Source organism: Shewanella sp. ZOR0012 (assembly GCF_000798835.1).
GTDB lineage: Bacteria > Pseudomonadota > Gammaproteobacteria > Enterobacterales > Shewanellaceae > Shewanella > Shewanella xiamenensis.
This window is the reverse complement of record NZ_JTLE01000094.1, coordinates 3297478-3319890: the sequence shown is the minus strand read 5'-3', so window position 1 is coordinate 3319890 and position 22413 is coordinate 3297478. Positions and strand designations below refer to the sequence as shown.

The 22413-nt window shown below is 46.5% G+C and carries 25 protein-coding genes; 9 read left to right on the top strand and 16 right to left on the bottom strand.

Annotated elements, in window-relative coordinates:
- Positions 1-8: 8 nt before the first annotated feature.
- Positions 9-827 carry a heme ABC transporter ATP-binding protein gene (locus tag L976_RS16185; protein WP_052184010.1) on the top strand — a complete coding sequence of 273 codons (819 nt, stop codon included), beginning with the start codon at positions 9-11 and terminating at the stop codon, positions 825-827.
- An 86-nt stretch (positions 828-913) separates the two neighbouring features.
- Complete coding sequence (locus tag L976_RS16180) at positions 914-1255, top strand: DUF2956 domain-containing protein (RefSeq protein WP_047538380.1); 342 nt, start codon at positions 914-916, stop codon at positions 1253-1255.
- Here L976_RS16180 and L976_RS16175 read toward each other — a convergent pair.
- From L976_RS16175 to L976_RS16165, 3 genes are all read right to left on the bottom strand, one after another.
- Positions 1252-1617: a hypothetical protein gene (locus L976_RS16175; RefSeq protein ID WP_047538377.1), complete on the bottom strand. Its 366-nt coding sequence runs from the start codon at positions 1615-1617 to the stop codon at positions 1252-1254. The two genes, L976_RS16180 and L976_RS16175, sit on opposite strands and share 4 nt — an antisense overlap.
- Positions 1618-1734: 117 nt before the next feature.
- Positions 1735-3204, bottom strand: coding sequence for an NAD(P)/FAD-dependent oxidoreductase (locus tag L976_RS16170; protein ID WP_047538374.1), 1470 nt, complete (start codon positions 3202-3204; stop codon positions 1735-1737).
- Positions 3201-3551 (bottom strand): winged helix-turn-helix domain-containing protein, encoded by a 351-nt coding sequence (locus tag L976_RS16165; protein ID WP_047538371.1) that lies wholly within the window; start codon positions 3549-3551, stop codon positions 3201-3203. The genes L976_RS16170 and L976_RS16165 overlap by 4 nt, the downstream gene beginning before the upstream one ends.
- 198 nt (positions 3552-3749) lie before the next feature.
- Between L976_RS16165 and L976_RS16160 the strand changes: the two genes are divergently transcribed.
- A complete protein-coding gene (locus tag L976_RS16160) occupies positions 3750-4301 on the top strand; it encodes a DUF924 family protein (RefSeq protein WP_047538368.1) in 552 nt (183 codons plus the stop codon).
- A 166-nt stretch (positions 4302-4467) separates the two neighbouring features.
- Positions 4468-5289 carry a substrate-binding periplasmic protein gene (locus L976_RS16155; protein ID WP_231570547.1) on the top strand — a complete coding sequence of 274 codons (822 nt, stop codon included), beginning with the start codon at positions 4468-4470 and terminating at the stop codon, positions 5287-5289.
- Between the two features lie 5 nt (positions 5290-5294).
- On the opposite strand, the gene L976_RS16150 is transcribed toward L976_RS16155, so the two are convergent.
- The 3 genes from L976_RS16150 to L976_RS16140 form a co-directional block, all read right to left on the bottom strand.
- A complete protein-coding gene (locus tag L976_RS16150) occupies positions 5295-5732 on the bottom strand; it encodes a universal stress protein (protein ID WP_037421547.1) in 438 nt (145 codons plus the stop codon).
- Positions 5733-5904: 172 nt separating this feature from the next.
- Positions 5905-6336 carry a universal stress protein gene (locus L976_RS16145; RefSeq protein ID WP_047538365.1) on the bottom strand — a complete coding sequence of 144 codons (432 nt, stop codon included), beginning with the start codon at positions 6334-6336 and terminating at the stop codon, positions 5905-5907.
- Positions 6337-6355: 19 nt separating this feature from the next.
- Positions 6356-6754, bottom strand: coding sequence for an STAS/SEC14 domain-containing protein (locus L976_RS16140; protein ID WP_037421553.1), 399 nt, complete (start codon positions 6752-6754; stop codon positions 6356-6358).
- Between the two features lie 196 nt (positions 6755-6950).
- Between L976_RS16140 and L976_RS16135 the strand changes: the two genes are divergently transcribed.
- Positions 6951-8375, top strand: a complete 1425-nt coding sequence (locus L976_RS16135) for a coniferyl aldehyde dehydrogenase (RefSeq protein WP_047538362.1) — start codon at positions 6951-6953, stop codon at positions 8373-8375.
- Positions 8376-8397: 22 nt separating this feature from the next.
- The gene (locus L976_RS16130) at positions 8398-9006 is read left to right on the top strand and encodes a TetR/AcrR family transcriptional regulator (protein ID WP_047538360.1); all 609 of its coding nucleotides are present in this window, start codon (positions 8398-8400) and stop codon (positions 9004-9006) included.
- Positions 9007-9094: 88 nt separating this feature from the next.
- Here the strand turns inward: L976_RS16130 and L976_RS16125 are convergent, their stop codons facing one another.
- From L976_RS16125 to L976_RS16080, 10 genes are all read right to left on the bottom strand, one after another.
- Complete coding sequence (locus L976_RS16125) at positions 9095-9901, bottom strand: CsgG/HfaB family protein (RefSeq protein ID WP_037421563.1); 807 nt, start codon at positions 9899-9901, stop codon at positions 9095-9097.
- Positions 9901-10296, bottom strand: coding sequence for a curli assembly protein CsgF (locus L976_RS16120; RefSeq protein ID WP_037421565.1), 396 nt, complete (start codon positions 10294-10296; stop codon positions 9901-9903). Before L976_RS16120 ends, L976_RS16125 begins: the two co-directional genes overlap by 1 nt.
- A 10-nt stretch (positions 10297-10306) precedes the next feature.
- On the bottom strand, positions 10307-10717 hold the full coding sequence (locus L976_RS16115) for a curli production assembly/transport protein CsgE (RefSeq protein ID WP_037421568.1): 411 nt from the start codon (positions 10715-10717) through the stop codon (positions 10307-10309).
- 252 nt (positions 10718-10969) lie between these two features.
- Positions 10970-12625 (bottom strand): sensor histidine kinase, encoded by a 1656-nt coding sequence (locus L976_RS16110; protein WP_047538357.1) that lies wholly within the window; start codon positions 12623-12625, stop codon positions 10970-10972.
- Between the two features lie 40 nt (positions 12626-12665).
- Positions 12666-14102, bottom strand: a complete 1437-nt coding sequence (locus tag L976_RS16105; protein WP_047538356.1) for a sigma-54-dependent transcriptional regulator — start codon at positions 14100-14102, stop codon at positions 12666-12668.
- Between the two features lie 97 nt (positions 14103-14199).
- Positions 14200-15399, bottom strand: a complete 1200-nt coding sequence (locus L976_RS16100; RefSeq protein WP_047538353.1) for an ABC transporter permease — start codon at positions 15397-15399, stop codon at positions 14200-14202.
- An 11-nt stretch (positions 15400-15410) separates the two neighbouring features.
- On the bottom strand, positions 15411-16715 hold the full coding sequence (locus L976_RS16095; RefSeq protein WP_047538349.1) for an ABC transporter permease: 1305 nt from the start codon (positions 16713-16715) through the stop codon (positions 15411-15413).
- 8 nt (positions 16716-16723) lie between these two features.
- A complete protein-coding gene (locus tag L976_RS16090; protein ID WP_037421582.1) occupies positions 16724-17464 on the bottom strand; it encodes an ABC transporter ATP-binding protein in 741 nt (246 codons plus the stop codon).
- A gap of 108 nt (positions 17465-17572) precedes the next feature.
- A complete protein-coding gene (locus tag L976_RS16085; RefSeq protein ID WP_037428407.1) occupies positions 17573-17848 on the bottom strand; it encodes a hypothetical protein in 276 nt (91 codons plus the stop codon).
- Positions 17849-17942: 94 nt separating this feature from the next.
- Positions 17943-19205: an efflux RND transporter periplasmic adaptor subunit gene (locus L976_RS16080; RefSeq protein WP_037421587.1), complete on the bottom strand. Its 1263-nt coding sequence runs from the start codon at positions 19203-19205 to the stop codon at positions 17943-17945.
- Between the two features lie 389 nt (positions 19206-19594).
- Here L976_RS16080 and pyrC point away from each other — a divergent pair, with 389 nt between their 5' ends.
- The 3 genes from pyrC to L976_RS16065 all read left to right on the top strand — a co-directional run bounded on the left by pyrC (position 19595) and on the right by L976_RS16065 (position 22303).
- The gene (gene pyrC, locus L976_RS16075; RefSeq protein WP_047538346.1) at positions 19595-20626 is read left to right on the top strand and encodes a dihydroorotase; all 1032 of its coding nucleotides are present in this window, start codon (positions 19595-19597) and stop codon (positions 20624-20626) included.
- 136 nt (positions 20627-20762) lie between these two features.
- Positions 20763-21809: a hypothetical protein gene (locus L976_RS16070; RefSeq protein ID WP_047538343.1), complete on the top strand. Its 1047-nt coding sequence runs from the start codon at positions 20763-20765 to the stop codon at positions 21807-21809.
- Positions 21810-21940: 131 nt separating this feature from the next.
- On the top strand, positions 21941-22303 hold the full coding sequence (locus L976_RS16065; protein WP_047538341.1) for a nuclear transport factor 2 family protein: 363 nt from the start codon (positions 21941-21943) through the stop codon (positions 22301-22303).
- The last annotated feature ends 110 nt before the right edge of the window (positions 22304-22413 follow it).

Below are 22413 nucleotides of genomic sequence, written 5' to 3'. Positions count from 1 at the left end.
AGAACTTCATGGCTATGAGCTTATCGGCTGCGCCCGTCGCTAAACAACATTTTGAACGTACCCAATTAACCGTGGATAGGCTCAGCTACGCTATCGGCGATAAGGCGGTGTTGAACAACATTCGCGTGCAATTTCAACCGGGCAGTGTCACCGCACTTTTAGGGCCTAATGGGGCAGGCAAGTCCACACTTTTAAAGGCACTGTGCCAAGAGATCCCCACTGCGCAAGGCAGCATCAAGCTTGGCCACTGCCAACTGGTGGATTGGCCAAGGGCTGAACTGGCAAAATCTCTCGCCGTTCTGCCTCAACATGCCAGCTTAACCTTCCCCTTTACCGTGGATGAAGTGGTGGCAATGGGGCTTTATCCCTTAACCTTGAGTCAAAAAGAAGGCCAGCAGTTAGTCACAAAATGGCTTGCCGAAGTGGGTGTATTGCATTTAGCTCGGCGCAGTTACCCCACGCTTTCTGGGGGAGAAAAACAAAGGGTGCAACTGGCGAGGGTGTTAACGCAGTTAAGCCAATCCCCCTTCCCGCCGATTTTACTGTTAGATGAGCCAACCTCAGCACTGGATCTGGCGCAGCAACACAAAGTATTAGCGCTAGCAAAAAATCTCGCCCACAAGCACGCCTACACTGTGATTGTGGTATTGCACGACCTCAATCAGGCAGCCCGTTACAGCGACAGAGTTATCGTCCTCAAACAGGGTGAAATCGTCAGTGAAGGTACACCTAACGACGCATTATCGATTGATATAATTCGCCAAGTGTGGGATTACGAACCTGAGTTTATTTCGGCACCACAGGGTGGTTACCCACTGATTTTTTAATGCAAAATTGACTTCACTAGCGCCTTTAGCGGCACAGTTGTGGGTATAATCGCTGCAATAGACAGCTAAAGTCACAGTGTGAACAGATGAAAACCACTATCTCAACAGAAACCCAGCAAGATGCCCTAGCTATGGCGAAGGCCACTCAAAAACCAGGACAAACCAAAGAACAAACTAAGCTGATTGCCCAAGGGATTGAAAAGGGCATTGCCGAATATAAAAAACTGCAAAAAGCCAAAGCTCGCGAGCGGGATAAGCAGAGAAAACAACAGTTAAGGGCAAAAAACCAACAAGTAAACGCGGCTGGCGAGATGGATGACGGCGAAGATTTTTCGCTGCCACAGACTCAATTTACTCCTATTACTTGGGCAGCCATCGCCCTGTTAGCCCTTAGCTGGCTAGGTTTTGGGGCATATATCTTCCTTTAACGGGGGAGATTCGCGCGTATCGTATCAAAGTAGCCAGTCAGCTCCTGTGGTATAAACTCTTGTACAATTAGCGCCTTAGTGTCGATATTGCCAGCCCTTAGCTGGACTCGCCCCGTATCGGGTAAAAAGGCCAACTCAAGCCAGTTGGCTCTATCGGGGTAGCCATCGAGTGTTAGGCAAAGCGCGTTATCCCGCTCAATCGCAGACTGACAATCCCAGCATTGGCCGATAAGATCGAGCAACACTTGCCCGCTTTTCATATCGGTTAATCTGGGCGCGTACACCCAATGGGACATGCGCATTTCGTGGGGGATCGTCTCAAGCTTAACGCGGCCCTGTAGGAAAAACTGTTCGGTTAACATATTCGGATCATCAAAGTAGTTATCGTGTATGAATAGATCGTGTATGAATAAAAATGACTCGGTAATGGCCTGATTAACTCTCTGGTTTACTGATTAACTATCTGGTTTATAAGTAGATTAACTCATTAAGCCTTCTAATCGATTCGCAAGCCGCTTGGCTAAGCCTTTTTGCCAAGCCGCACTCTTGGGCTGGCTGTAGAGCCTATCTTCCCATGCAAAAATCTTGTTCATGCCATGATAAGCAAGCCACGGTAAAGGTTCAGGTTCCCAAGGCGTTAATACTTGCTGAACCGGGGCATTAAAAGCCCAAGGCATAGTAGTAAGCGGCGTATCACGCGCTAAGATCAAGTCCACCAGCGTGCGGGCAAAAAGATTGGCAGCCCCAACACCTTCGCCGCCGTAACCACCAATAAGCCCCAATCCTACATTTTTATCGTAAATAGCGTGGGGCGCAAACTGCCGTGCTAAGGCTAAGGTACCGCCCCAACCATGAGTAATTTGCACATCCGCCAATTGCGGAAATAACGCCAACAATAGCTGATAGCGAAAGCCAAATTCCCCTTTAAAAGCCGATTGACGATGGCTAGCGGAAGATTGGGCATTAAAGCACTCGGGATTAAATCCAAATTCAGTCCGCACTTTAGCGCCAAATCCGTAGCCACCACGGGCGCCAAATATCAAACGGTTATCAGGACTTCGCTGACCATAGGTAACGATGCGGCTAGCATCACTAAAGGTCGCGCGATTAGCTAAACCAATGTCCTGCCACATTTCATCCGTTAACGGCTCAGTGGCGATCAGTAAACTCTGAACAGGTAAGGTAAATCGTCCCAATTCACCCAATTGGCGAAGATAGCCTTCAACGGCGGGCACCACAATCGCCGCACGAACATTTCCTTGTGGCGTCTGTAATTGGGTTTGCGCATCACCAAGATACACCATGTGATTTACTGGGGTATGCTCGTAGATCTTCACCCCTAAACTTTGCACCAGATCAGCCAAACCACAGACGAGTTTCGCTGGGTGTATCCGCGCACAATGGGGTGTATAAAGCGCCGCTTGGCCGTAGGCCATGGAGACTTGTTTATCGAGTTCGGTTTTATCCAGCCAACGAATATCTTCTTCACCAAAGCCATCTGCGCGCCACTGTGCTAATTCGGCTTGAATATTGGCTAATTGCTCAGGATAACGCGCGGCTACCCGTAAATTGCCGCCATGGTGTAAATCACAGTCGATATGATGCTTGGCGCAAACTGCGGCAACTTCAGCAATAGTTTGTTGGATCAAGGCTTTTGCTATTAAGCGCGACTCACCTTGAAGCTGATTAAGATAGGCTACATCGCCACTAAAACCGCCCATCAACCAACCGCCATTTCGCCCCGAAGCGCCTTGGCCAATGGTGTCAGCCTCAAGAATCACCACGGATAAATTGGGCTGGTATTGCTTAAGATAATAGGCCGTCCATAGTCCTGAATAGCCCGCGCCAATAATGGCGATGTCTGCGGCAATATCATGTTGTAGCGCAGGTAAAATAGTTCTTTGACTTAATTTAACTTCGGTATCAAACCAAAATCCGCGCTCTTTCACGCCACTGATTCACTTAATGCCACGGTTTCACTTAATGGAGCGACGCCGATAATTGAGGCAATTTCCTCGAAATGTGTATCAACCCACGCACTGCTAATTGGCCCCCAGGTCAAAATGCGATAATAACCTGCATTGTTTCGACTGCCATCTTGCACAAATTCGACGCAAATACCGATATCTTCAAACGCGGCGATAGCATCCTGCAATGTCCGCCTCGGCATTCCAGTCAACTTATTGAGTGATAACAAGTTATGTCGATCATCGTCCATTAAATGCGCTAAATATAACTTACGTAAAAACGCCTTATGTTGTTTCGATATTGACTGAGTAGCAGATTCGAGGGGCATAAAAAATCAATCCAAATATTGACCAAGTGAATATAAAACTACTTGATATTCAGTGAATAAGAAATAGCCTCCATTCAAATTATTCGAGCAAATTGACCCGTTTGACATCTGTTCCCACAGATACATTTTCGCATTTGCTTGTATAAGCTCTCCATCACTGTTATTTGTAAAAAAGATTAATCAATGGGAGAGCCAACGATGGGCCAAATGATGACCGCACAGCAAGTGCTATATTTCTGGTTTGAGGAAATCTCACCTCAATCTTGGTGGATAAAAGACCCAACATTTGATGCACAAATCCAATCTCGCTTTGAAGACCTATTAAAACAAGCCAAGCGCGGTGAGCTTGCGCATTGGCGCGTGACACCTCAAGGTCGTTTAGCCGAAATCATCGTACTGGATCAATTCTCGCGAAATATCTATCGCGACACGCCAGCAGCGTTTGAGGCCGACACCATTGCGCTGGTCCTTGCCCAAGAGGCTGTTGCACTCCAAATTGATAAGGAGCTTTCTCCCAAACAAGTACCCTTTTTGTTTATGCCTTTTATGCATAGCGAATCCCCAGCCATCCATCAAGTTGCTGTAAAATTGTTCAATCGAGAGGCTGCAATCGCTAATCTCGAATTTGAACTAAAACACAAGGCTATTATCGACAGATTCGGTCGTTATCCTCATAGAAACAAAATATTAGCTAGAGAGTCGACAGCAGAAGAAATCGCTTTTTTACGCCAGCCGGACTCGTCATTTTGAATATAAACAAGCTTTATTCAGATAAAAATAACTGTGGCTATAGATTAACAAACTACACTTACAATGATATGTCAGGGGACAACTCTGGGCATCATGAGATGGCCAATGGTGTGAAAGGTAACAGTGCGTAATGAAACAAACTAACCATATTTCCTGCGTCTCTAGAATGACCTGTATTCGCTACCCATTGCTAGCAGTAATTGCATTATTGTATCCCCAATTAATCCAAGCGGCGGAACTGAAAATTGGCGTGAGCCTCTCCATTCCTCCCTATGTCATCCAAGAATCTGATAGCGGCCTAGAACTCGATTTGCTGTATCAAGCACTTGCAGTCAAAGGGCATACCGCCAATATTGAATATTTGCCTTTAGCACGCACTTTCCATGAACTTAGGGAGGGCAAACTAGACGGCATAATCAACGTAAAAGAAGGCATGATCGAAAACGTTTTCTACTCTAATGTGGCGATTCGTTATCAAAATTGCGCAATCAGCCTAGAGAAAAATAACTTTTCGATTAATAGCATTAAAGACTTAACGGATAAAAAAGTCGTTTCCTTTCAACGTGCAGCAAGCTTCTTAGGTGATGAATTTGCTCAAATGACTAAAGCTAATCCTAGTTACCAAGAACAAGCTCGGCAAATACAGCAGGTTTACATGTTGATGAAACACAGGGCTGATGTAGTGGTTATGGATAAGAACATTTTCACGTACTATCTTAGACAGGCATTTATTGAGGGAAAACTCACCGAAGTAGAGAGTAAACAGGTGGCGGTATGTCATCGCATTTTTCCACCGACTGAGTATAAATTTGCGTTTTTAAGCGAGCAAATCCGTGACGACTTTAACCTTGGGTTAAAACAAATTACCGAAGATGGGACACTGATCGCCTTACAAGAAAAATATCGGCAACTCATGTCCCTAGAGAATGAAGCTGAAGCCTCAAATACCATTGTGGATCAATCAAAACTCAAGCAAGATCCTTTATAAGTTAACTACTTAACTACTAATACTGGGCATTTCGCCAATCTAACAACATCTTGACTCACATGGTGCTTTAAAAAATCCACTAAGCCGCTGCTGCCATGGCTTGCAATCACAATCATACCCGCATCGGCTGACTCAGCTAAAATCTCTTCGCTCGCATCACCATGACGAACAATACATTTAACCTTTAGTCCAACCGCTAATCCCTGCTGCATTTGCAGCTGTAGACTCTGCATTTTTGTCTCCACAAACTCGGCTAACTGTTGCTCAAGTGTCGCGGGAGTATCTACCGCAATACCATAACAATGGGCACTTCTTGCAGGGCTGACAACATGCAGCAAACGGATATCTACGTGATATAGATTAGCCATTTCAACCGCATAATTAAGCGCATGGGCGGCAGTTGCCGAAAAATCCGTAGGGCATAACACTTCTTGAGTACGCATAATTTTATCCATCACTTAGGTTGTTGTGCCCAATATTAGGGCAAATGGCATTGCTTATAATCTGTATTTTATCGCAGTAAATCGGGACAAGCAGCTAGGCCGTAAAATTAATTATGCTTTAGCAATCAAAAACAAAGGGCGCCTTAGCGCCCTGTAATCTACCCAATACAGACTATTTCACGACCAATACAGGGCATGCCGCGCCATTGGCAACAGCTTCGGCAACATTCGTATGTAAAAAGTGCGAAATTCCGGTTCGTCCATGGCTAGCAATAACCACCATACCCACATCCTTACCATTCGCCTCCTCGAGGATTTGATCGACGGGGTCGCCGCGGCGGATAAGGGTGGTAATCGGTAATTCGGTCTTGAGTCCCTCGAGTAACGCCTGCATTTTAGTTGCTGCGGCCTCCTCCATGCTTTTAGCGAGCTCCTCAGGGGTAATCGCTAAAATCATAAAGTTTTCATCACCAATAGGTTGCTCAACAACGTGTAAAATCTTTAGCCCTACATGGTATAGATTTGCCATTTCAATAGCATAACGTAGCGCATGGGCCGCAGTTTCCGAAAAATCTGTGGGCCAGAGTATTTGACCTGAACGCATAATCTGTTCTCCTTAATGGCTAGTCATCGTGAAGCTCATCTTTGAGCCAAGTAATGGCATCCAGTTTGTCAACAAAAAACTTAACCTCGGCCGGAGTAAACCAGTTTGCCAGCTTTGCCATCACTTCCTGTAGAGTCGTTTTACCGACAATAGCAATCCGTTCAAAGTGGCGAACATGCTTAACCCCTAGTTTTAGATCGTCCCAAGCGGCTTGAAGTTCCCAACCTTCAAGCTCAGTCACATCGACTAAGGCATAAATATCGGGATCTTTCACCCCAGCTAACGCGGCTTCGAGCACGGGTACCATCACCTCATAATCTTGATGAGTTAAGGTACCAATAGCTTTAAAGGCAACAAAAAAGTCATCATCACCATAACGCTCGATCCCAACTGAAATTCCATGCTTTAACAAAGTCATACATACTCCTTGTCTAACAAATGTCCTGTTAAGTGTAAAAGCTAAGTCTCTATCAGGCCGTGATCTTGCTCATAAATGCATCAGTATGCTTGCGCAAAATCACGCTAACCGCTAGGATAAACCGACTAATCAGTCGGTTTGTGTATTGAGCAACAAACGGCTTTATTTTATCAAGACTTGCACTCAAGGGACCACGATGAACATGGCAACAGACGCAGCAAAAATCTCGCCGTTAACCGAGTTACTCCAACGTCAGCGTGCAAGTTACTTAGCCGCACCTAATCCTGATTATGCAATCCGTAAAGAACGCTTAATACGCCTTAAAGCCGCCTTGCTAAAATTCCAGCAGCCGCTCGTCGAGGCGTTATCACAGGACTATGGCCATCGTTCGGTCGATGACAGTCTGATTTCCGACATTATGCCTGTGGTCAATAACATCAATTACAGCTTGAAAAACCTCAAAAAATGGCTCAAGCCAAGCCGCCGCCATGCGGGCATCTTACTCACCCCCGCCCAAGTCAAAGTGCATTATCAGCCACTAGGCGTTATTGGGATAATCGTGCCTTGGAACTTCCCCGTCATGCTCTCCATTGGGCCATTAGTCACTGCGATTGCTGCGGGCAACCATGCCATGCTCAAACTTTCGGAATTTACTCCAGCAACCAACAGCGTTATCAAACAGTTACTAGCCGAAGTATTTGATGAATCCCATGTAGCCGTTGTAGAAGGTGAAGCTGATGTCGCGGCGCAGTTTTCAGCACTGCCCTTCGATCATCTCCTATTTACTGGCTCAACCACGGTTGGCCGCCATGTGATGCGCGCCGCGGCCAATAATCTCACCCCCGTTACCCTTGAACTCGGAGGTAAATCGCCAGTAATTATCGCCCCCGATATGCCACTAGAGATAGCGGTAGAACGAATGATTTATGGTAAGTGTTTGAATGCTGGACAAATCTGTGTAGCGCCTGATTATGTGCTTTGCCCTAACGCTAAGGTGAGCGATTTTATTCAAGCCTATCAAGCAAAATTCCAAGCCATGTACGGCGCAATTGCCCAAAATAAGGACTACGGCAGCATTATTAATGCCCGCCAATTTGATCGTTTGTTGGCTGTACTCGAGGATGCCAAAACCAAAGGTGCCAAGATTATCTCTGCCTCAAATGAAGCGATAGACAGCCAGAATCGTAAACTCGCCACTCAGCTGATTACTAATACCACTGAAGATATGCTATTGATGCAAGAGGAAATCTTTGGGCCGCTATTACCCGTTATCGGTTACGACTCTTTAGATGAAGCCATTAGCTACGTAAACCGTCGCGCCAGACCCTTAGCGCTCTATGTGATGAGTTTTGATGAAGCGAGCCAACAAAAAATCCTCAAGCAAACTCACTCTGGCGGTGTTTGTATCAATGAAACGGTATTCCATGTAGCAGCCGATGATGCGCCCTTTGGCGGCATAGGCCCATCTGGTATGGGGCATTATCATGGTAAAGAAGGGTTCCTCACCTTTAGCCACGCCAAAACCGTGCTAAGCCGTGGGCGCTTTAACACGGGTAAATTTGTCCATCCACCCTATGGCACTTTTATCCAACGTATGTTGATGAAGCTGTTTTTACGCTAATACGGGCCGCTTAGGAGTGGTTATGTCGAGCTTATTACCAACAGATACAGATACTAAGCCCATGACAGATAAACGTCAGGCGATACTCGATACCGCCTTATCGTTATTTGTCAGCCAAGGCTTTCATGCCACCTCGACCGCTTCAATTGCCAAGCAGGCTGGCGTAGCGACAGGCACACTGTTTCATCATTTCCCAACCAAAGAAGTGTTGATGGAAAGCCTGTTTCTCACGATTAAACAAGAGTTTGCTAATGCATTATTATTAAATATCAAAGAAGGGAGCGATCTTAAAGAGCATGCAGAAATCCTCTGGCAGAGCGCGATTGACTGGTCGATTGATAATCCAATCAAGCAATTATTTTTTCAGCAATATTCAATGTCACCTATGATTGCGGCTTCTATCCGCGAACAAGCAATGAATAGCATCTTAGGGTTTATCGCCCAGTTGATAAAAAAAGGGCAGCTAATGGGATTAATTGCCCACTATCCCATTGAATTAATGCTTGAAAATTGCCACGGACAATACTTAGCAGCCACGCGATTTTTTATCGATAACCCCGAATCGGGCAGAGATAAACATTATCGTGATGCCAGCTTTGCGCTGTTTTGGAAGGCGTTACGGGCTGACTAAACCTAAAAGCAATCGAGCCAGACTTATATCTGGCTCGATTGTAGAGATGTTTAACTGAATGAACAGATATTTAATACGATTAGTATAATCAGCTTTGGCTTAATTCAGGTTGTTTTTCTATAGGTTGCGACAACTGCGAAGCACTCCAATAACCTTGTTTTACACCCTTTTCGATAAGCTCAGCGACTGCTAACTCAATGGCTTGTAGTACACAAAACTGCACAGGTTCATTGGTGGTAAAACCCACTTCGGCTTCGGCCAAACGATTCAAACTGGTATAACGGAACAGGCCTGCACGCATTTCCTGCGAAAGTACTCTTTTACTCGTAGATACAGACATCATCACTTTGCCCGTGTGTACATCGACAGCACGCAGATAGATAGTAACTAAATCCTCACGGTACATTTCCGAGGCGCCGATACCGTAATATTCAACCCCTGTACCGCCTGTACTGGTGTTGGTCTCGTAACTGATAATCCCACCTTCTAATAGCAATCTCGCCGTCGATAAAACGGGGATATCATCGCCCTTTGAGCCATTTTGCTTATTACTGATCTTGCGCTCGGTTAATAAATTTTGCAGGCCTTCACGCTCAACGGGCGTAAACCATTTAGAGTCAATCAAGGTTTGCATCAGCATCGATGTTGCCCCTTGAGTGACCGCAGTTGAAAATGAGCTGACGTTAGCTTGAGGTTTATATTGCCCGGTTTGGTCTCGGAATGAATATACCGCAACTGGGATCGGAAATTTTGGCCCAGGCTGACTCTGTAGCTCCTTCATCACCTCACTCATTGGATTAACTTGAGCAGGAGTAATATTTAAGTCAGGCTTTGGGATCAAGCTACAGGCGGACATACTCAGCAGCATAGAAGCGATAAAGATGGAACGTGCCATTAGTTTCCGCCTCCAAAAGTTGGCATTTCAATCACCGTCACTTCGCCGGTTTCGATATTAGTGATGGTTAACATCACTCCGGTGCCAGTAGAGGCGACTTCGATACGAAAATCGCCGGTATCGTACACCCCATCTTTGATCTCACCATCAGCTACGCCGCGAGTGATGGAGTTAATGATGTTACGTTCCAATGACTCCTTAAAACGGGTAACAAAGTCCTTCTCGGTCGAGCTGGCTTTATTATCGTTTTGAGCCTGCGCTTTATTGAGTAAAAAGGAGCCATTCGCAGGATTGCCCCCAAAGCTTGGGTTGACGGGGGTATAGATTAATTCGGTTGCTTGGCTGGTGTGAGCTATGCAAAACACAGCAAGAGAAAGTAACGTCCTGAATGTCATTATTGTTATCCTACAAATCGTCCGATGTTCCTGAAAAATCACCCGTAATCGCATTAGCCCTGACTTGAGCTAAGTAATCAATCGTCAACAAAATAGCCTGCTCTGCGCTCTCCTTAATCGGGTTCGCCCGACGACCAAAGTGCGTGGTATAAATACGAGTTCCATTCACTTCTAAGGTTAAAACGGTTCCGGCCTGCGGAAACACCGTCTCATACAAGGTCACGTTAAACCCTTGAGTAAACGGCAATTCGCGCCAATAACTTGAGTAGTAAAACCCAAAATCCTTACCAAAACGCGTTAAGGTTCTATCTATCACAAGCCCACTGATTTCAATATCATCATCGGCTAACGCGCCAGGAGCGCTTATAAACAAGAATGGACACAAAATACTGAACAACAACCGCTGAATTAACGATTTCACAGGTCCCTCCTTACCTACAATGCTCAAAACTTCAGATACAGCGACAGCGTAAAATGCACACTTTGCCATGTTGTGCATGTAACATTTCACGCTTATTTTTATTAAAGGAAGGTTAACAGGATTGAAGATCGCTAGTCATTAGACTGAGACCTAAATTAGCCCAAAAAGCTAAGGTAAAAACCGCAAAATAGCCCATTTGGGTAATACGTTAGAATGAGCAATGAAAACTCTTGATACACTCTCAAACGCAGATTATTGCGGTAACCAGAGTTGTACTGACAGCCCGCCATCGGTGCGATTATGCATACTAATGCTGCCTTCATGGGCCTCAATGATTTCGCGGCAAAGTGGTAAGCCTAAGCCCGTGCCCGATTGCTTGGTTGAGTAAAAGGGCAATAGGGCTTGCTCTAACACTTCCTCGGACATGCCACTACCACGATCCTCGATCTTGATAATAAAGCCTGTGCCATCAACCAGCGTTTGAAAGCGAATGGTAAGCGTGACCTCATCGGGATTAGAACCTGATTCATGGGCATTTTTCAGCAGGTTTAGCAGAACTTGCTCCATTTGTCCTTGATCGAAATAGCCCATTTCAGCGGGTAATTCATTGGCTAAGGTAAAAGGATAATGCTGGGTTAAATGTTCGATAAGCTGCTGCCACGCGACTTGACGTCGCTGCGGTAAAGGCAGTTTAGCAAAGCGAGCATAGTTGAAAATAAACTGACTCAGGTGATTCGTGCGACTCTCTATAGTGTCGAATATCAGCTTAAGCTTTGGATTATCGAGATCTTTCGTGAGTAAACGCCCCGAGTTCACCATTGAAGCAATGGGCGCGACAGAATTATTTAGCTCATGGCTGATAATACGGATCACCTTCTTCCACACCGCCACTTCCTGACGATTAAGCTCTCGGGTCATCTGCTTAAGCAAGATTAAATTATGCTGTTGGTTATTCAGCAAAAATTGGCCGCGACTCAGATACCAAGTCTCAGTATCATCCTCACCCATGGTAAACAGGCCGCTCTTTTCTTGCTTAAGGGCCAAGGCAAGCGCTTCGGGTAAGTCTTGCAGCAGTTCGTCGAGGCTCAAGCCTTCCATTTTGCCTTTAATATGGAAAAGATGCCGCGCCGCATCGTTGGCATACATGAGTTTTTGATGGTCGTTAAACAGCAGCATCACGTTAGGTGAGCTTTGAATCACTTTATCCAGCAGCAATTCGCGCTGATAAATATACTGCCGCTCCTGGCGCAGCTTAGCTGCCGAATCATTAAATAACTCAGCCAATGCCTTAAGCTGGCCCTCACCATTTGCCGGAATACTGACGCTAAAGTCATTATCGTTAAAGTTGAGTAAGCCAACCTCTAAGGCATTTAGGCTACGAGCTAAATGGCGGGTAAACCAAGCCACACCTAAGGCGCAAATACCACAGGTAAACAATAATATGAATAACCATTCGGTGATTGGTAGCCCTTGATCTGTCCCTTGCGCTAACGTCAACTTAGGCAGTGAGATAGGTTCTGCTGGTGGGGCCGTGGGCGGCACATCAGGATGGGCAGGAGGGCTAAAAAGCCCCTCTTTAAGCTGCTCGAGTTTAAAAAGCTTAATTTGCAATTGTTCTTGCTTGAGCTGCTCTAACTTTTGCAGCTCATGCTTAATCTGCTCGGCCCTTAAACGCTCCTGTAATGGCAACGTTTGTTGTAATTTCTCGTTATTTTTAATTGCCGCTTCGACGTTTTCTTGAAGCTTATCTACGTCGATGGGCGGTATATTAATTGCGGGGAGCTTGATGGGAGCTGGCACTTCAACTGACGAGATAGACGGACGATAGCTCACTGCACCTAAGGTCAATAGCACTCCTAAGGCGCAACAAACGGTTGAATAAATGATTAATTTTGTTCGCAGTTGCACCTAAAATTCCGCCTAATGCTCAGTGTTTATCATGCTATGGTTATTTTTCTAGACCAAACTTATCCATGCGGCGATACAGGGCTTGCCTACTTAGGCCAAGGGATTTGGCTACTCGCGCAATCACGCCCTTGTGCTGTCTTAAGGCCATTTCAATCTGCTCACGGCTAACATCCATAGCGTCGCTCGAATCCAGTTGAGCGGACACGTCTTGATTGGCAACTTTTATCTGTGATTCAATCGGGGCAACTTCGGTTATGGTTCGCCCAAGCGTCATCGTATTTGTCGTGTGAGTGTTGTTAACATTGACTGGCGGTAAACCAAAATCAGCTTCGGTTAACACTCGACTTTGCGCCAACAGCGCCGCACGTTTACAGGCGTTTTCTAGCTCGCGCACATTACCTGGCCAACGGTGCTGCAATAGTGCCTGTTGGGCGGGTTTACTCAAGCTAAAGCCCTCCCCGACAAAGTGCTTCACTAAAGGCAGAATATCGTCAATACGCTGATTCAGTGGCGGCAAGGCCAACTCAATCACATTTAAGCGATAGAATAAGTCCTCACGGAAACGCCCCTCGGCAATATCTTGGGCAAGATCGGCATTGGTCGCACTGATCACCCTCACCTTCACTTTTAGGGTTTTATGGCTGCCTAAACGTTCAAACTCCCCGGTTTGTAATACCCGCAATAATTTCACTTGGCCCGAGAGCGGTAAATTGCCTATTTCATCTAAAAATAAGGTGCCACCATCGGCCGCTTCAAAACGACCAATGCGCGCCTTGTTAGCCCCCGTAAACGCCCCCGCCTCGGCACCAAAGAGTTCGGCTTCGAGCAACTCCATTGGCAAAGCCCCCACATTCACCTTAATAAAGGGTTTGTTTTTTAAGGGAGAATTGGCATGGATAATATCGGCAAGCTTATCTTTACCGGCACCATTAGGGCCTGTGATCAATACAGATACATCGGAGCGTGCCAGTTGTAAGGCTAAGTCAATACAACGCTGCATCGCACCACTACCAAAAACAATTCCGCACAGATCCGCATCGGCAATCGCGACTTGGCGTTGTGAATTAACTCGCTCGAGCCGATGATTTGTACGTGCAAGCTTATAGAGAGCAATTAAATTCGTAATGCTGTTTAGTAACTTAGCATCATCCCACGGTTTGCCCATGTAATCAGCGGCGCCGGCTTTAACCAACTCAACAGCGGTTTCGAGCTGAGTCCAAGCCGTCATTAAAATGATCGGCAAATCCGGCTGCCTATCACGCAATGCATAAAACAACTGCCGCCCTTCTTCCCCAGAGGTGGTATCGCGGGTGAAGTTCATATCTTGGATAACAAGATCAATATCATGGGTCGCGATCAGACCAAGGGCATCATCTGGTGTATGGCAAGTTAACACCTGATAACCATTGATCTCCAGCATTAAGCCCAAGGCCTGGCAGATGGCGTGGTTATCGTCGACAATCAGAATTGTGTCCATGTGGCAAAGTATATCCCGAGTAAAACTATTAACCTTAAAGTAACAAAAAGTGCAATAACATCCTACTGTTATCGCACTTTATGCCGCTCAGCTTATGTTACACAGTACGCGTCGCTGTCGCCGGAGATATCTTGGCAGCCTTGCGTGCAGGTAAGTACACCGCAAGGGTGGTCACCACAAATAATCCAACAACGGTGAATAATGGATAGGAAAGCGCCAGCATAGGTAAGCTATACAGGCTCATCAATTGCTGGCCTAACTGAATCGCTAACAGCACACCCAAAGTGCCACCTAACAGACATAGCAGATAGTTTTCCACTAAGAAGTAGCTGATAATATCGCGCTTTTTAGCACCTAATGCGCGGCGAGTGCCAATCTGCTTAGTGCGACGCTGGATATTGAACATCACCATCCCTGTCACCCCAAGTGAGGTAATCAACAACAGCAATACCACCATCATGGTTAGTACGGTTGCCATTAATTCATGGTCACGATATGCCTCGATACGGCGCTCGCTCATGGTTGTAAAGCCTTCGACTACCCGGCTAGGATATTCTTTATGCAGGGCTTCGGGGATGACCTCTTTTAAGCGCTCAATATCACCAGGCTTAGCTCTTACTAAATAACGTTTATAGTCAGCGGGATAATTCACCGACAACACAGAACTAAACTCAAGGTTACTGTTATCAACCCATGCCGTTTGTAAGCGCTCCAGCACTCCAATCACCACAAAGTGCTGTGTGCCCATATATACGCTCTTGCCAAGCGCTGATTCATTCGGCCACACCTTATCGACAAAGGCTTTAGTGACTATCATCTTGCCCCCATCTTCCAGCAACTCTGTGGTGATTTCCTGGGGATAGAAGTTACGTCCCTCGACTAACTTCAGCCCTAAGGAGTCGATAAAATGCTCATCACTCATATACATGCCGGTATTGGGCGTAGATTTAGCGCGCTCCTCAGGCCCTAGGGTAAAGTTACTCGACCAACCACCGCCGCTCAGGGGAGCCATAGAGGTAGGTGCAACATCGATAACGCCAGGGATCGCACGAATGATCTCTAAATCTCGTTTATCCTGCGCGACTAAATCTGTCGATTTATCAAAATGATAAATGCTGAAATCAAAGACTTCACTTTCAACAATCCCCGACTCACGCGCCATTAAATTTAATCGTTCGGCGATAATAAAACTGGCATTAGCGACGATAGCCACAGACAAAATAATCTGTAATAACAGTAGTAAGGGGCCGCTTTTACTGCGTAATAAACTGCTGAGAATAGGTTTGATATGTAACATATTGCCCCCGATTATTGGCTCTTAAGATAAACACTTGGGTTAGTGGTACACACACGCCACGCAGGATAAATACCCGCCACAATCGCTGCAAAAATGGCAATAACAGGCGCAATGAGCCACATGCTGGCGTCCAGATGAGTAATCGAAGCCTCAAGTTGAAACTTCTTTGTGAGCAACGCAAGTGAGCCCCAAGCCCAAGCCAAGCCGAGTAAGCCACCGAATAGTCCCATCAAAGACACTTCCACCATATGTTGGGCAAAGATCTGCCCTTGGCTGGCGCCGATGGCGCGGCGCACGCCAATTTCGGGAGCTCGGCGTAAAAACTTAGACAGCAACAGACCTAACATATTGACTAAGCAAACAATGAGGAAGAGTGCACTGAGGCCCACCAGCACCTTGTTATCCTCTGGCACCACTTTATTAATGGCTAGCCATTGGTCAATATCGGACAATTGCACATCGGCCTTAGGTGAGCTAAAGCGACCTAATTTCTTTTGTTGTTCAATATATTGGCGAACCCACTGACGGTACTCAGCAACTTGTTCAGGCGTATCGAGTTGCACCCAAAATTGTGTCCAATGCTTTTCGGAGGTTAAACGCTGCGCGTAGTTGTTGATGCTCTCATAGTTCCAGCCATTGGTATTTCCCCAACTGCCATATTCCTCAATCGGCGCTAAGCTGTAGGGCACAAACAAGGTATCCACATTGCCAAAGGCGCCGTTGTTAAGGTCATAATAGTTTGGACTCGGCGCCCAAGGCTTAAGCACGCCAACCACCTGATAGGGCTTAGCATTGAAATAAATCGTCTTGCCGACACTATTTTGGCCCGCAAACAGCGTCTTATTCAGCTCATCGGTCAGTACCACTTCGTAGCGAGCATCTTTATCGACGCTGTCATCCCATGCCTGACCGTATTGAAACTCAAGTCCAAACAGTGGGAAAAAGTCGTTATTGGTCACCCTAACCCGAGATTGCAGTACAGGTAAAAAAGCCGGATCTTCGGTTTGCACCGCGCCGCCCGTGCGAAACATGGGGGTTTGCAGGCTCGGAATATCACTCTTAAGTAAGTTCATCCCGTCTTGATAGGTGATCTGTTGATCGAAGCGATCCCAGGCATCTGGACCTTGGCTCCACAGCTGTACCGCAAACAACTGGCTGGACTTCTCCCCCGCAGGGTTAGTGGACATCATTTTGTAAATGTTAAGAGTGCTAATCGTGATGCCTATGCCGATGGAAATCGCCATGATCATCAATGCCGACAACATGGGCGTTTTTTTAATGCTACGCCAAGCTAAATCTAAGTAATAGAAGAACATAACCGCTCCTAGCCTTGGGCGTTAGCAACCAGTTTATCGACACTGCCGTGGCTTGCACTGCGGGCCACATTGGGTTGATACATGGTAAAGTCGCAGACTTGTCCATCGACAATTTGAATATTGCGCTGGGCACGGCGAGCCAGTTCAGGATCGTGGGTCACCATGATGATGGTGGTGCCAGATTGGTTAATATTCTCTAATAATTCCATCACTTGGCGGGCCATTAAGCTGTCGAGGTTACCCGTAGGTTCGTCGGCGAGCAGAAAACGGGGTTCCCCCGCTAAAGCACGGGCAATCGCTACCCTTTGCTGTTGACCGCCGGATAATTGAGTCGGCAAATGCTTCATCCGCGCACCTAAGCCCACTTGCTCTAATGCTTGCTCCACACGGCGTTTACGCTCCTTGGCACTAAAACCACGGTAGCGCAGCGGTACTTCAATGTTTTCCGCGAGGTTAAGATCGGGAATCAAGTTAAAGCCTTGGAAGATAAAGCCAATCTTCTCATTGCGTACGGCAGCACTCTTGTTATCACTGAGGTTGGAGACATTAATCCCATCTAAAAAATAATCCCCATGGGTGAAGCCTTCGAGCAAGCCAGCAATATTTAAGAAGGTGGTTTTGCCTGAACCCGAAGGGCCTGTGACCGCCACAAACTCGCCCTCGTTTACCTCAAGGTTGAAATCCCGCAGTGCGTGGGTTTCTACTAAGTCCGTTTTAAAAACTTTACTGATATTCTTCATTGATAACATTTTAATTTCCTTAATTAATTTTTATCTTTGCGCGTAAACGGCTTATAAAACGCGCGGGACTTCAATGTAACTTGAGCATGTAACAGACGAAGCAGAGGCAACCGCTTATCAGCCCAGAAAAGCACCCATAATGAACTCACTCAACTTACCGAACAGCCCATTTAGGCAAGAGAATATCAAGCTCACACTTTCCATCGAGACATCACCAATCTGGCGCATTTCGTCTAAGGGATTGGTCCATTCCAAAATATTTAAGCCAAGGAAAAACCAACTATTAGCCTCTCCAATCCCCAGCTCTACCGCCACAACTAACAAGGCCAAAGCGAATACGCCAAACAGCTTGGAGGACATCAACACACTGATATCAACATTTTTATGACTCATTATTGGCTCCTATTTACTTATCGCCGCAGTATTTTCAACCACGGCAATTTCCAATCCATCAATTTGATTAATAAGTTTTTTCAACCAAATAACATCAATGCATCTTAACCTGTTCGGCATGATTGAAGGGCTCAACACTCGAGATCACCCATTCGTCACCCGCTTTACCGCCTTCAATCACTTCCACCTGGCTCATACTGGTGCTACCCAGTTTAATCTGGCGGCGGGTAGCGATATCGCCTTCGACTTGATAAGCCTCCTCCCCGCCACCGCTGGTCATAAAGGCACCACGTTTGACCATCAACACATTTTCCCGATGTTCGAGTAAAACTCGGGCAGAGATACGTTGGTTTTGGCGCAGCTTAAGACTATCGCTCTGGGCAAATTGCACTCTTGCGGTCACTTCACGGTTACGCACTTCGGGAGAAATCGAGGATAACTTGCCCATGAGTTTGACTTCGCCAAAGCTCAGCTCAACCTCCATGCCAAGTCCAAGTTCATCGGCGTAAGACTCTGGCACCGCAAGCTCGGCCTCATAGGCACTTAAATCGACCACAGTCAGAATCGGTTGATTGGCACTCAAACGCGTTTTTTGCTCTGTCAGCCAGTTACCAATAATGCCGCCAACCGGCGCTTTAATATTTAAGGCTTCAACTTGGCGCTCTAATTCACCTACCGCTAACTGCTGGCGTTCAACTTCAAGCGCTTTATTCTTTACTTCAAAGGTCAAGGTATCCTTAGTTAATGCCGCGTCTTGCAACGCATGCTCAAATTTAAGCTTGGCTTTATGCAGATCATCTTTGCCCTTTTCATAGTCAATCTGCCCAATCAGCTGACTTTGAATAAGCTGCTCACCACGACGACGTTCACGCTCAGCCGCCTCAAGATCAACCTTGGCCATATCTAAGGTTTGGTTGACTTGTAATTGGTTGCGTCTGGCGTCCAGCTTGGCACGCTCAAGAGCGCCCTCCAAACCCGCTAATAAGGATTTCGCCTGTTCTAATTGATTGGTCAGTCTTGGACTATCTAGCTTGGCTACCACATCGCCTTTATTAACTGTATCGCCAGGATTGCTCAGTAGCGTCACTGTCCCTTCTTCAGTGCTGTAGAGGATCGGTGCATTGGCCGCGACGATTTTACCTGTAGTCGCGATATCCCGAGTCAGCGTACCTACATATAAAGTCGCAGTGGTTAACTCACTACGGCTAATGGATTTGCTCACATTATCGCTACTGAAACTGGCCCACACTAAGGCGCTCACTAATAAGGTGCAGCCGCCAATAATCAAGGGCACCTTGAGACGTTTAGCGTTTGATGGCGCAAGGAGAGTATCTTGGCCGCTGGTATCTTTAATCATGGCGTTTCTCGCTTCCCTGTCGGAGGGCTGGATATGCCCATCGCTACGGACACTATTAAAAATCGATATCCAGTAATAGCAACACCTATGCCAATTCCATTAAAGCATTTATTTTCATTGTGTTAGATAATATTTAAGATAAAAGTGTCCGCGGACACCACAGTTGAGAACTAAAAGTGTCCGCCTAAATTTCGCAAAAGTGTCCGCTTGATATGAGAAAAGGCAGCTTGTAAGTGTACGGTACTCAGCAAAGAACAAGCTGGCAGTCGCTCAACATGCGCTAACACTTTTATTCGCCAAATGACGGAGTTTCCCTTTACAGCTAAAACCTTGCCACATAAGATCCTGCCACCCTCGCAGCAGACATATCCAATAAGATGAATCGCCCTATGAAAACACTCACTATTACGCGTCCTGACGACTGGCATATTCACCTAAGAGATGGCGCCCAATTAACAGATACGGTTCGCGATATCAGCCGCTATATGGGCCGCGCTATCGTCATGCCTAACCTGGTTCCTCCCGCCATCGATACCGAAACCGCCTTGGCTTATTACGATCGTATCAAGGCGCAAGTGCCCGCAGGCTCGCAATTCGAACCCTTAATGGTGTTGTATCTCACCGACAAAACCAGCCCAGAGGAAATCCGTAAAGCTAAAGCCTCGGGCAAAATCGTTGCCGCTAAGCTCTATCCCGCGGGCGCGACCACCAACTCGGATTCTGGTGTGACAGATTTAAAGAACATCTACCCCGCCCTCGAAGCGATGCAAGAAGTGGGCATGTTGTTCCTCGTGCATGGTGAAGTGACTGATTCATCGATTGATATTTTCGACCGCGAGCGCGTGTTTATTGAGAATATCCTCAGTAAGATCGTGGCCGATTTCCCGAAACTTAAAATCGTTCTCGAGCATATCACCACTAAGGATGCAGTCGATTTTGTCACTCAAGCCTCTGATAATGTGGCCGCCACGATCACCGCGCACCATTTACTTTATAACCGCAACCATATGTTAGCTGGCGGTATTCGTCCGCATTTTTATTGCCTACCAATTTTAAAGCGCAATACCCATCAGCAAGCACTGTTAGGTGCCGCAGCCAGCGGCAATAAAAAGTTCTTCCTCGGTACCGACTCGGCGCCACACGCAAAAGATCGTAAAGAAGCCGCCTGTGGCTGCGCGGGTTCTTATACTGCCCATGCCGCCATTGAGCTGTACGCCGAAGCCTTTGAATCAGTCAATGCACTGGATAAATTAGAAGCCTTTGCCAGCTTCAATGGCCCAGATTTTTACAATCTGCCCCGCAACAGCGATACCATCACCCTGGTGAAAAAATCTTGGGATGTGCCCGTCAGTTACCCACTTGGCGACAACAACGTTGTGCCAATTCGCGCTGGCGAACAAATCGATTGGCAGGTTGAATAAACAGGTCATTTGACGCGATAAACGGCTAGCTAAGCCTGCAGCTTATCGTGCTCGAAACCGTTAAGAGTCGCCTTAGGGCGACTTTTTTATAACCAACACGTAAAACCATAACCTATTATCTTTTAAGAGAAAAAGTATGCATACACGGAAGTTACTAACGCTATTGTCCTCAAGCCTATTAATTACCACTACACTGCCACTCAGCACGTTTTCCGCCGATGAACTCACAGGCGTTTGGCAGGGACAACTGGGTAAAAGCAAGATAAGAGCCTGCTTTAACCAATATGGCACCGGCAGTTATTACTATCAAAAATACCTCACCCCAATTCGACTCGAACAGCAAGACGGCATCTGGAAAGAAGAGAACAACACCGGAAACTGGCAGTTTGATACCGCAACAGCACAAAAACTGAGTGGCCAATGGTTTAAAGACAGCGCCAGCAAGTCACTGCCAATACAACTTGAGCGGCAAATCAGCCCAGATAACAATGATGATTGCAGCGCCGATGCCTACAATCTGCCGCTTGAAACTAAGCCTTCGGTGAGCCGTGGAAAATGGCAACGCTTTCAGACTATTGAATACCGGCCGCTGACCTTTGGCACTGATGTTGGTATCGAATTTAACGGCCCACAAAAAGGCATTTCGGCAATTAATCACTGGCTTGAGAGAAAGCTCACCGATGATGCGCAGCTGGCACAAACCTTTGAGACTCGCCGCAGAATGTTGGCTCAAATGGGCAGCTTTGTGGCTGACGAAACCTTTGCAGAACCCATTTTCCTTAATCAGCATTGGCTTAGTGTGCGCTTGTATCGCTGGGCAGCGGGTTATGGTGCCAATGGGATCAGCCAAGAGTTTGTTAGCTTCTCGCTTGCAGATGGAAAACCTTTCCATCCTTGGCAATGGTTTATCGAAAATGAACAGCCTCAAGCCATGCCGGAGAGTATGAGTTTTCCGTTACCACAAGCGCTAAAGCAAAAGCTGTTTGCCAATATCCCGCCAAACGCAGAATGCCCCACCTCCGACGGCTCTGGCTATTATCAACTGACTCTTGAGGCAACTGGTATGAAGTTTTGGGAAATGCCCCGTGGTGACGGCTGCGAGCAGGAGTTTACCTTAACCCCTCAAGAAGCCATGCCCTTTGCCACTCAATGGGGTAAAACACAACTTAATCTATTGGAATAAATTACGTATTACAAAACTACGGTATTGGGAAAGTAGGCTGTAATGGTGATAAATATGATGACACCAAACGCGCTTTCCCATCCAACACAGCAACGCATTTCAAACTTACCCGTTTCAGTAAGGGATCATCCTTGAGCAATTTAACCGTAAACAGCGTGACACCCGAAGCCTTAGTACAAGCCCAGTTAGTTGCCTATAACCAACACGACCTTGCAAGCTTTGTGGCACTCTTTAGCGACAACGTTTGTATTTTTCGTCCACCCGCCACAGAGCCCGTTATTCGGGGTAAAGCCGCATTTCGCGATTTCTATCAAAATGAGCGCTTTAACTTGCCGCATTTACATGCCGAAATCCTCAATCGTATGGTCGTTGGCAATAAGGTCGTGGATCACGAACGGATCAGCGGCATACACGACGAACCTTTTGAAGTGATGGTGGTGTTTGAGGTAATCGATGGACTAATCCAAAATATGTGGAGTTTTGCGACTAACTGATGGGTTATCGGGCTTTACTTGATGCAAGATTGAACCGCTATATTCACTCCGCATCTTCCGAGTAAAGCATTGCCTGAACAGCATCGAATCTCAATACGTCAACATGCCCG

Bases quoted from the DNA above. Each gene is read 5' to 3' on its own strand.
- L976_RS16100 (WP_047538353.1), bottom strand. From the start codon at position 15,399: ATGTTACATATCAAACCTATTCTCAGCAGTTTATTACGCAGTAAAAGC.
- L976_RS16165 (WP_047538371.1), bottom strand. From the start codon at position 3,551: ATGCCCCTCGAATCTGCTACTCAGTCAATATCGAAACAACATAAGGCG.
- L976_RS16120 (WP_037421565.1), bottom strand. From the start codon at position 10,296: ATGACATTCAGGACGTTACTTTCTCTTGCTGTGTTTTGCATAGCTCAC.
- L976_RS16135 (WP_047538362.1), top strand. From the start codon at position 6,951: ATGAACATGGCAACAGACGCAGCAAAAATCTCGCCGTTAACCGAGTTA.
- pyrC (WP_047538346.1), top strand. From the start codon at position 19,595: ATGAAAACACTCACTATTACGCGTCCTGACGACTGGCATATTCACCTA.
- L976_RS16175 (WP_047538377.1), bottom strand. From the start codon at position 1,617: ATGTTAACCGAACAGTTTTTCCTACAGGGCCGCGTTAAGCTTGAGACG.
- L976_RS16090 (WP_037421582.1), bottom strand. From the start codon at position 17,464: ATGTTATCAATGAAGAATATCAGTAAAGTTTTTAAAACGGACTTAGTA.
- L976_RS16185 (WP_052184010.1), top strand. From the start codon at position 9: ATGGCTATGAGCTTATCGGCTGCGCCCGTCGCTAAACAACATTTTGAA.
- L976_RS16105 (WP_047538356.1), bottom strand. From the start codon at position 14,102: ATGGACACAATTCTGATTGTCGACGATAACCACGCCATCTGCCAGGCC.
- L976_RS16140 (WP_037421553.1), bottom strand. From the start codon at position 6,754: ATGACTTTGTTAAAGCATGGAATTTCAGTTGGGATCGAGCGTTATGGT.
- L976_RS16080 (WP_037421587.1), bottom strand. From the start codon at position 19,205: ATGATTAAAGATACCAGCGGCCAAGATACTCTCCTTGCGCCATCAAAC.
- L976_RS16145 (WP_047538365.1), bottom strand. From the start codon at position 6,336: ATGCGTTCAGGTCAAATACTCTGGCCCACAGATTTTTCGGAAACTGCG.
- L976_RS16130 (WP_047538360.1), top strand. From the start codon at position 8,398: ATGTCGAGCTTATTACCAACAGATACAGATACTAAGCCCATGACAGAT.
- L976_RS16160 (WP_047538368.1), top strand. From the start codon at position 3,750: ATGGGCCAAATGATGACCGCACAGCAAGTGCTATATTTCTGGTTTGAG.
- L976_RS16085 (WP_037428407.1), bottom strand. From the start codon at position 17,848: ATGAGTCATAAAAATGTTGATATCAGTGTGTTGATGTCCTCCAAGCTG.
- L976_RS16180 (WP_047538380.1), top strand. From the start codon at position 914: ATGAAAACCACTATCTCAACAGAAACCCAGCAAGATGCCCTAGCTATG.
- L976_RS16150 (WP_037421547.1), bottom strand. From the start codon at position 5,732: ATGCGTACTCAAGAAGTGTTATGCCCTACGGATTTTTCGGCAACTGCC.
- L976_RS16125 (WP_037421563.1), bottom strand. From the start codon at position 9,901: ATGGCACGTTCCATCTTTATCGCTTCTATGCTGCTGAGTATGTCCGCC.
- L976_RS16095 (WP_047538349.1), bottom strand. From the start codon at position 16,715: ATGTTCTTCTATTACTTAGATTTAGCTTGGCGTAGCATTAAAAAAACG.
- L976_RS16155 (WP_231570547.1), top strand. From the start codon at position 4,468: ATGACCTGTATTCGCTACCCATTGCTAGCAGTAATTGCATTATTGTAT.
- L976_RS16070 (WP_047538343.1), top strand. From the start codon at position 20,763: ATGCATACACGGAAGTTACTAACGCTATTGTCCTCAAGCCTATTAATT.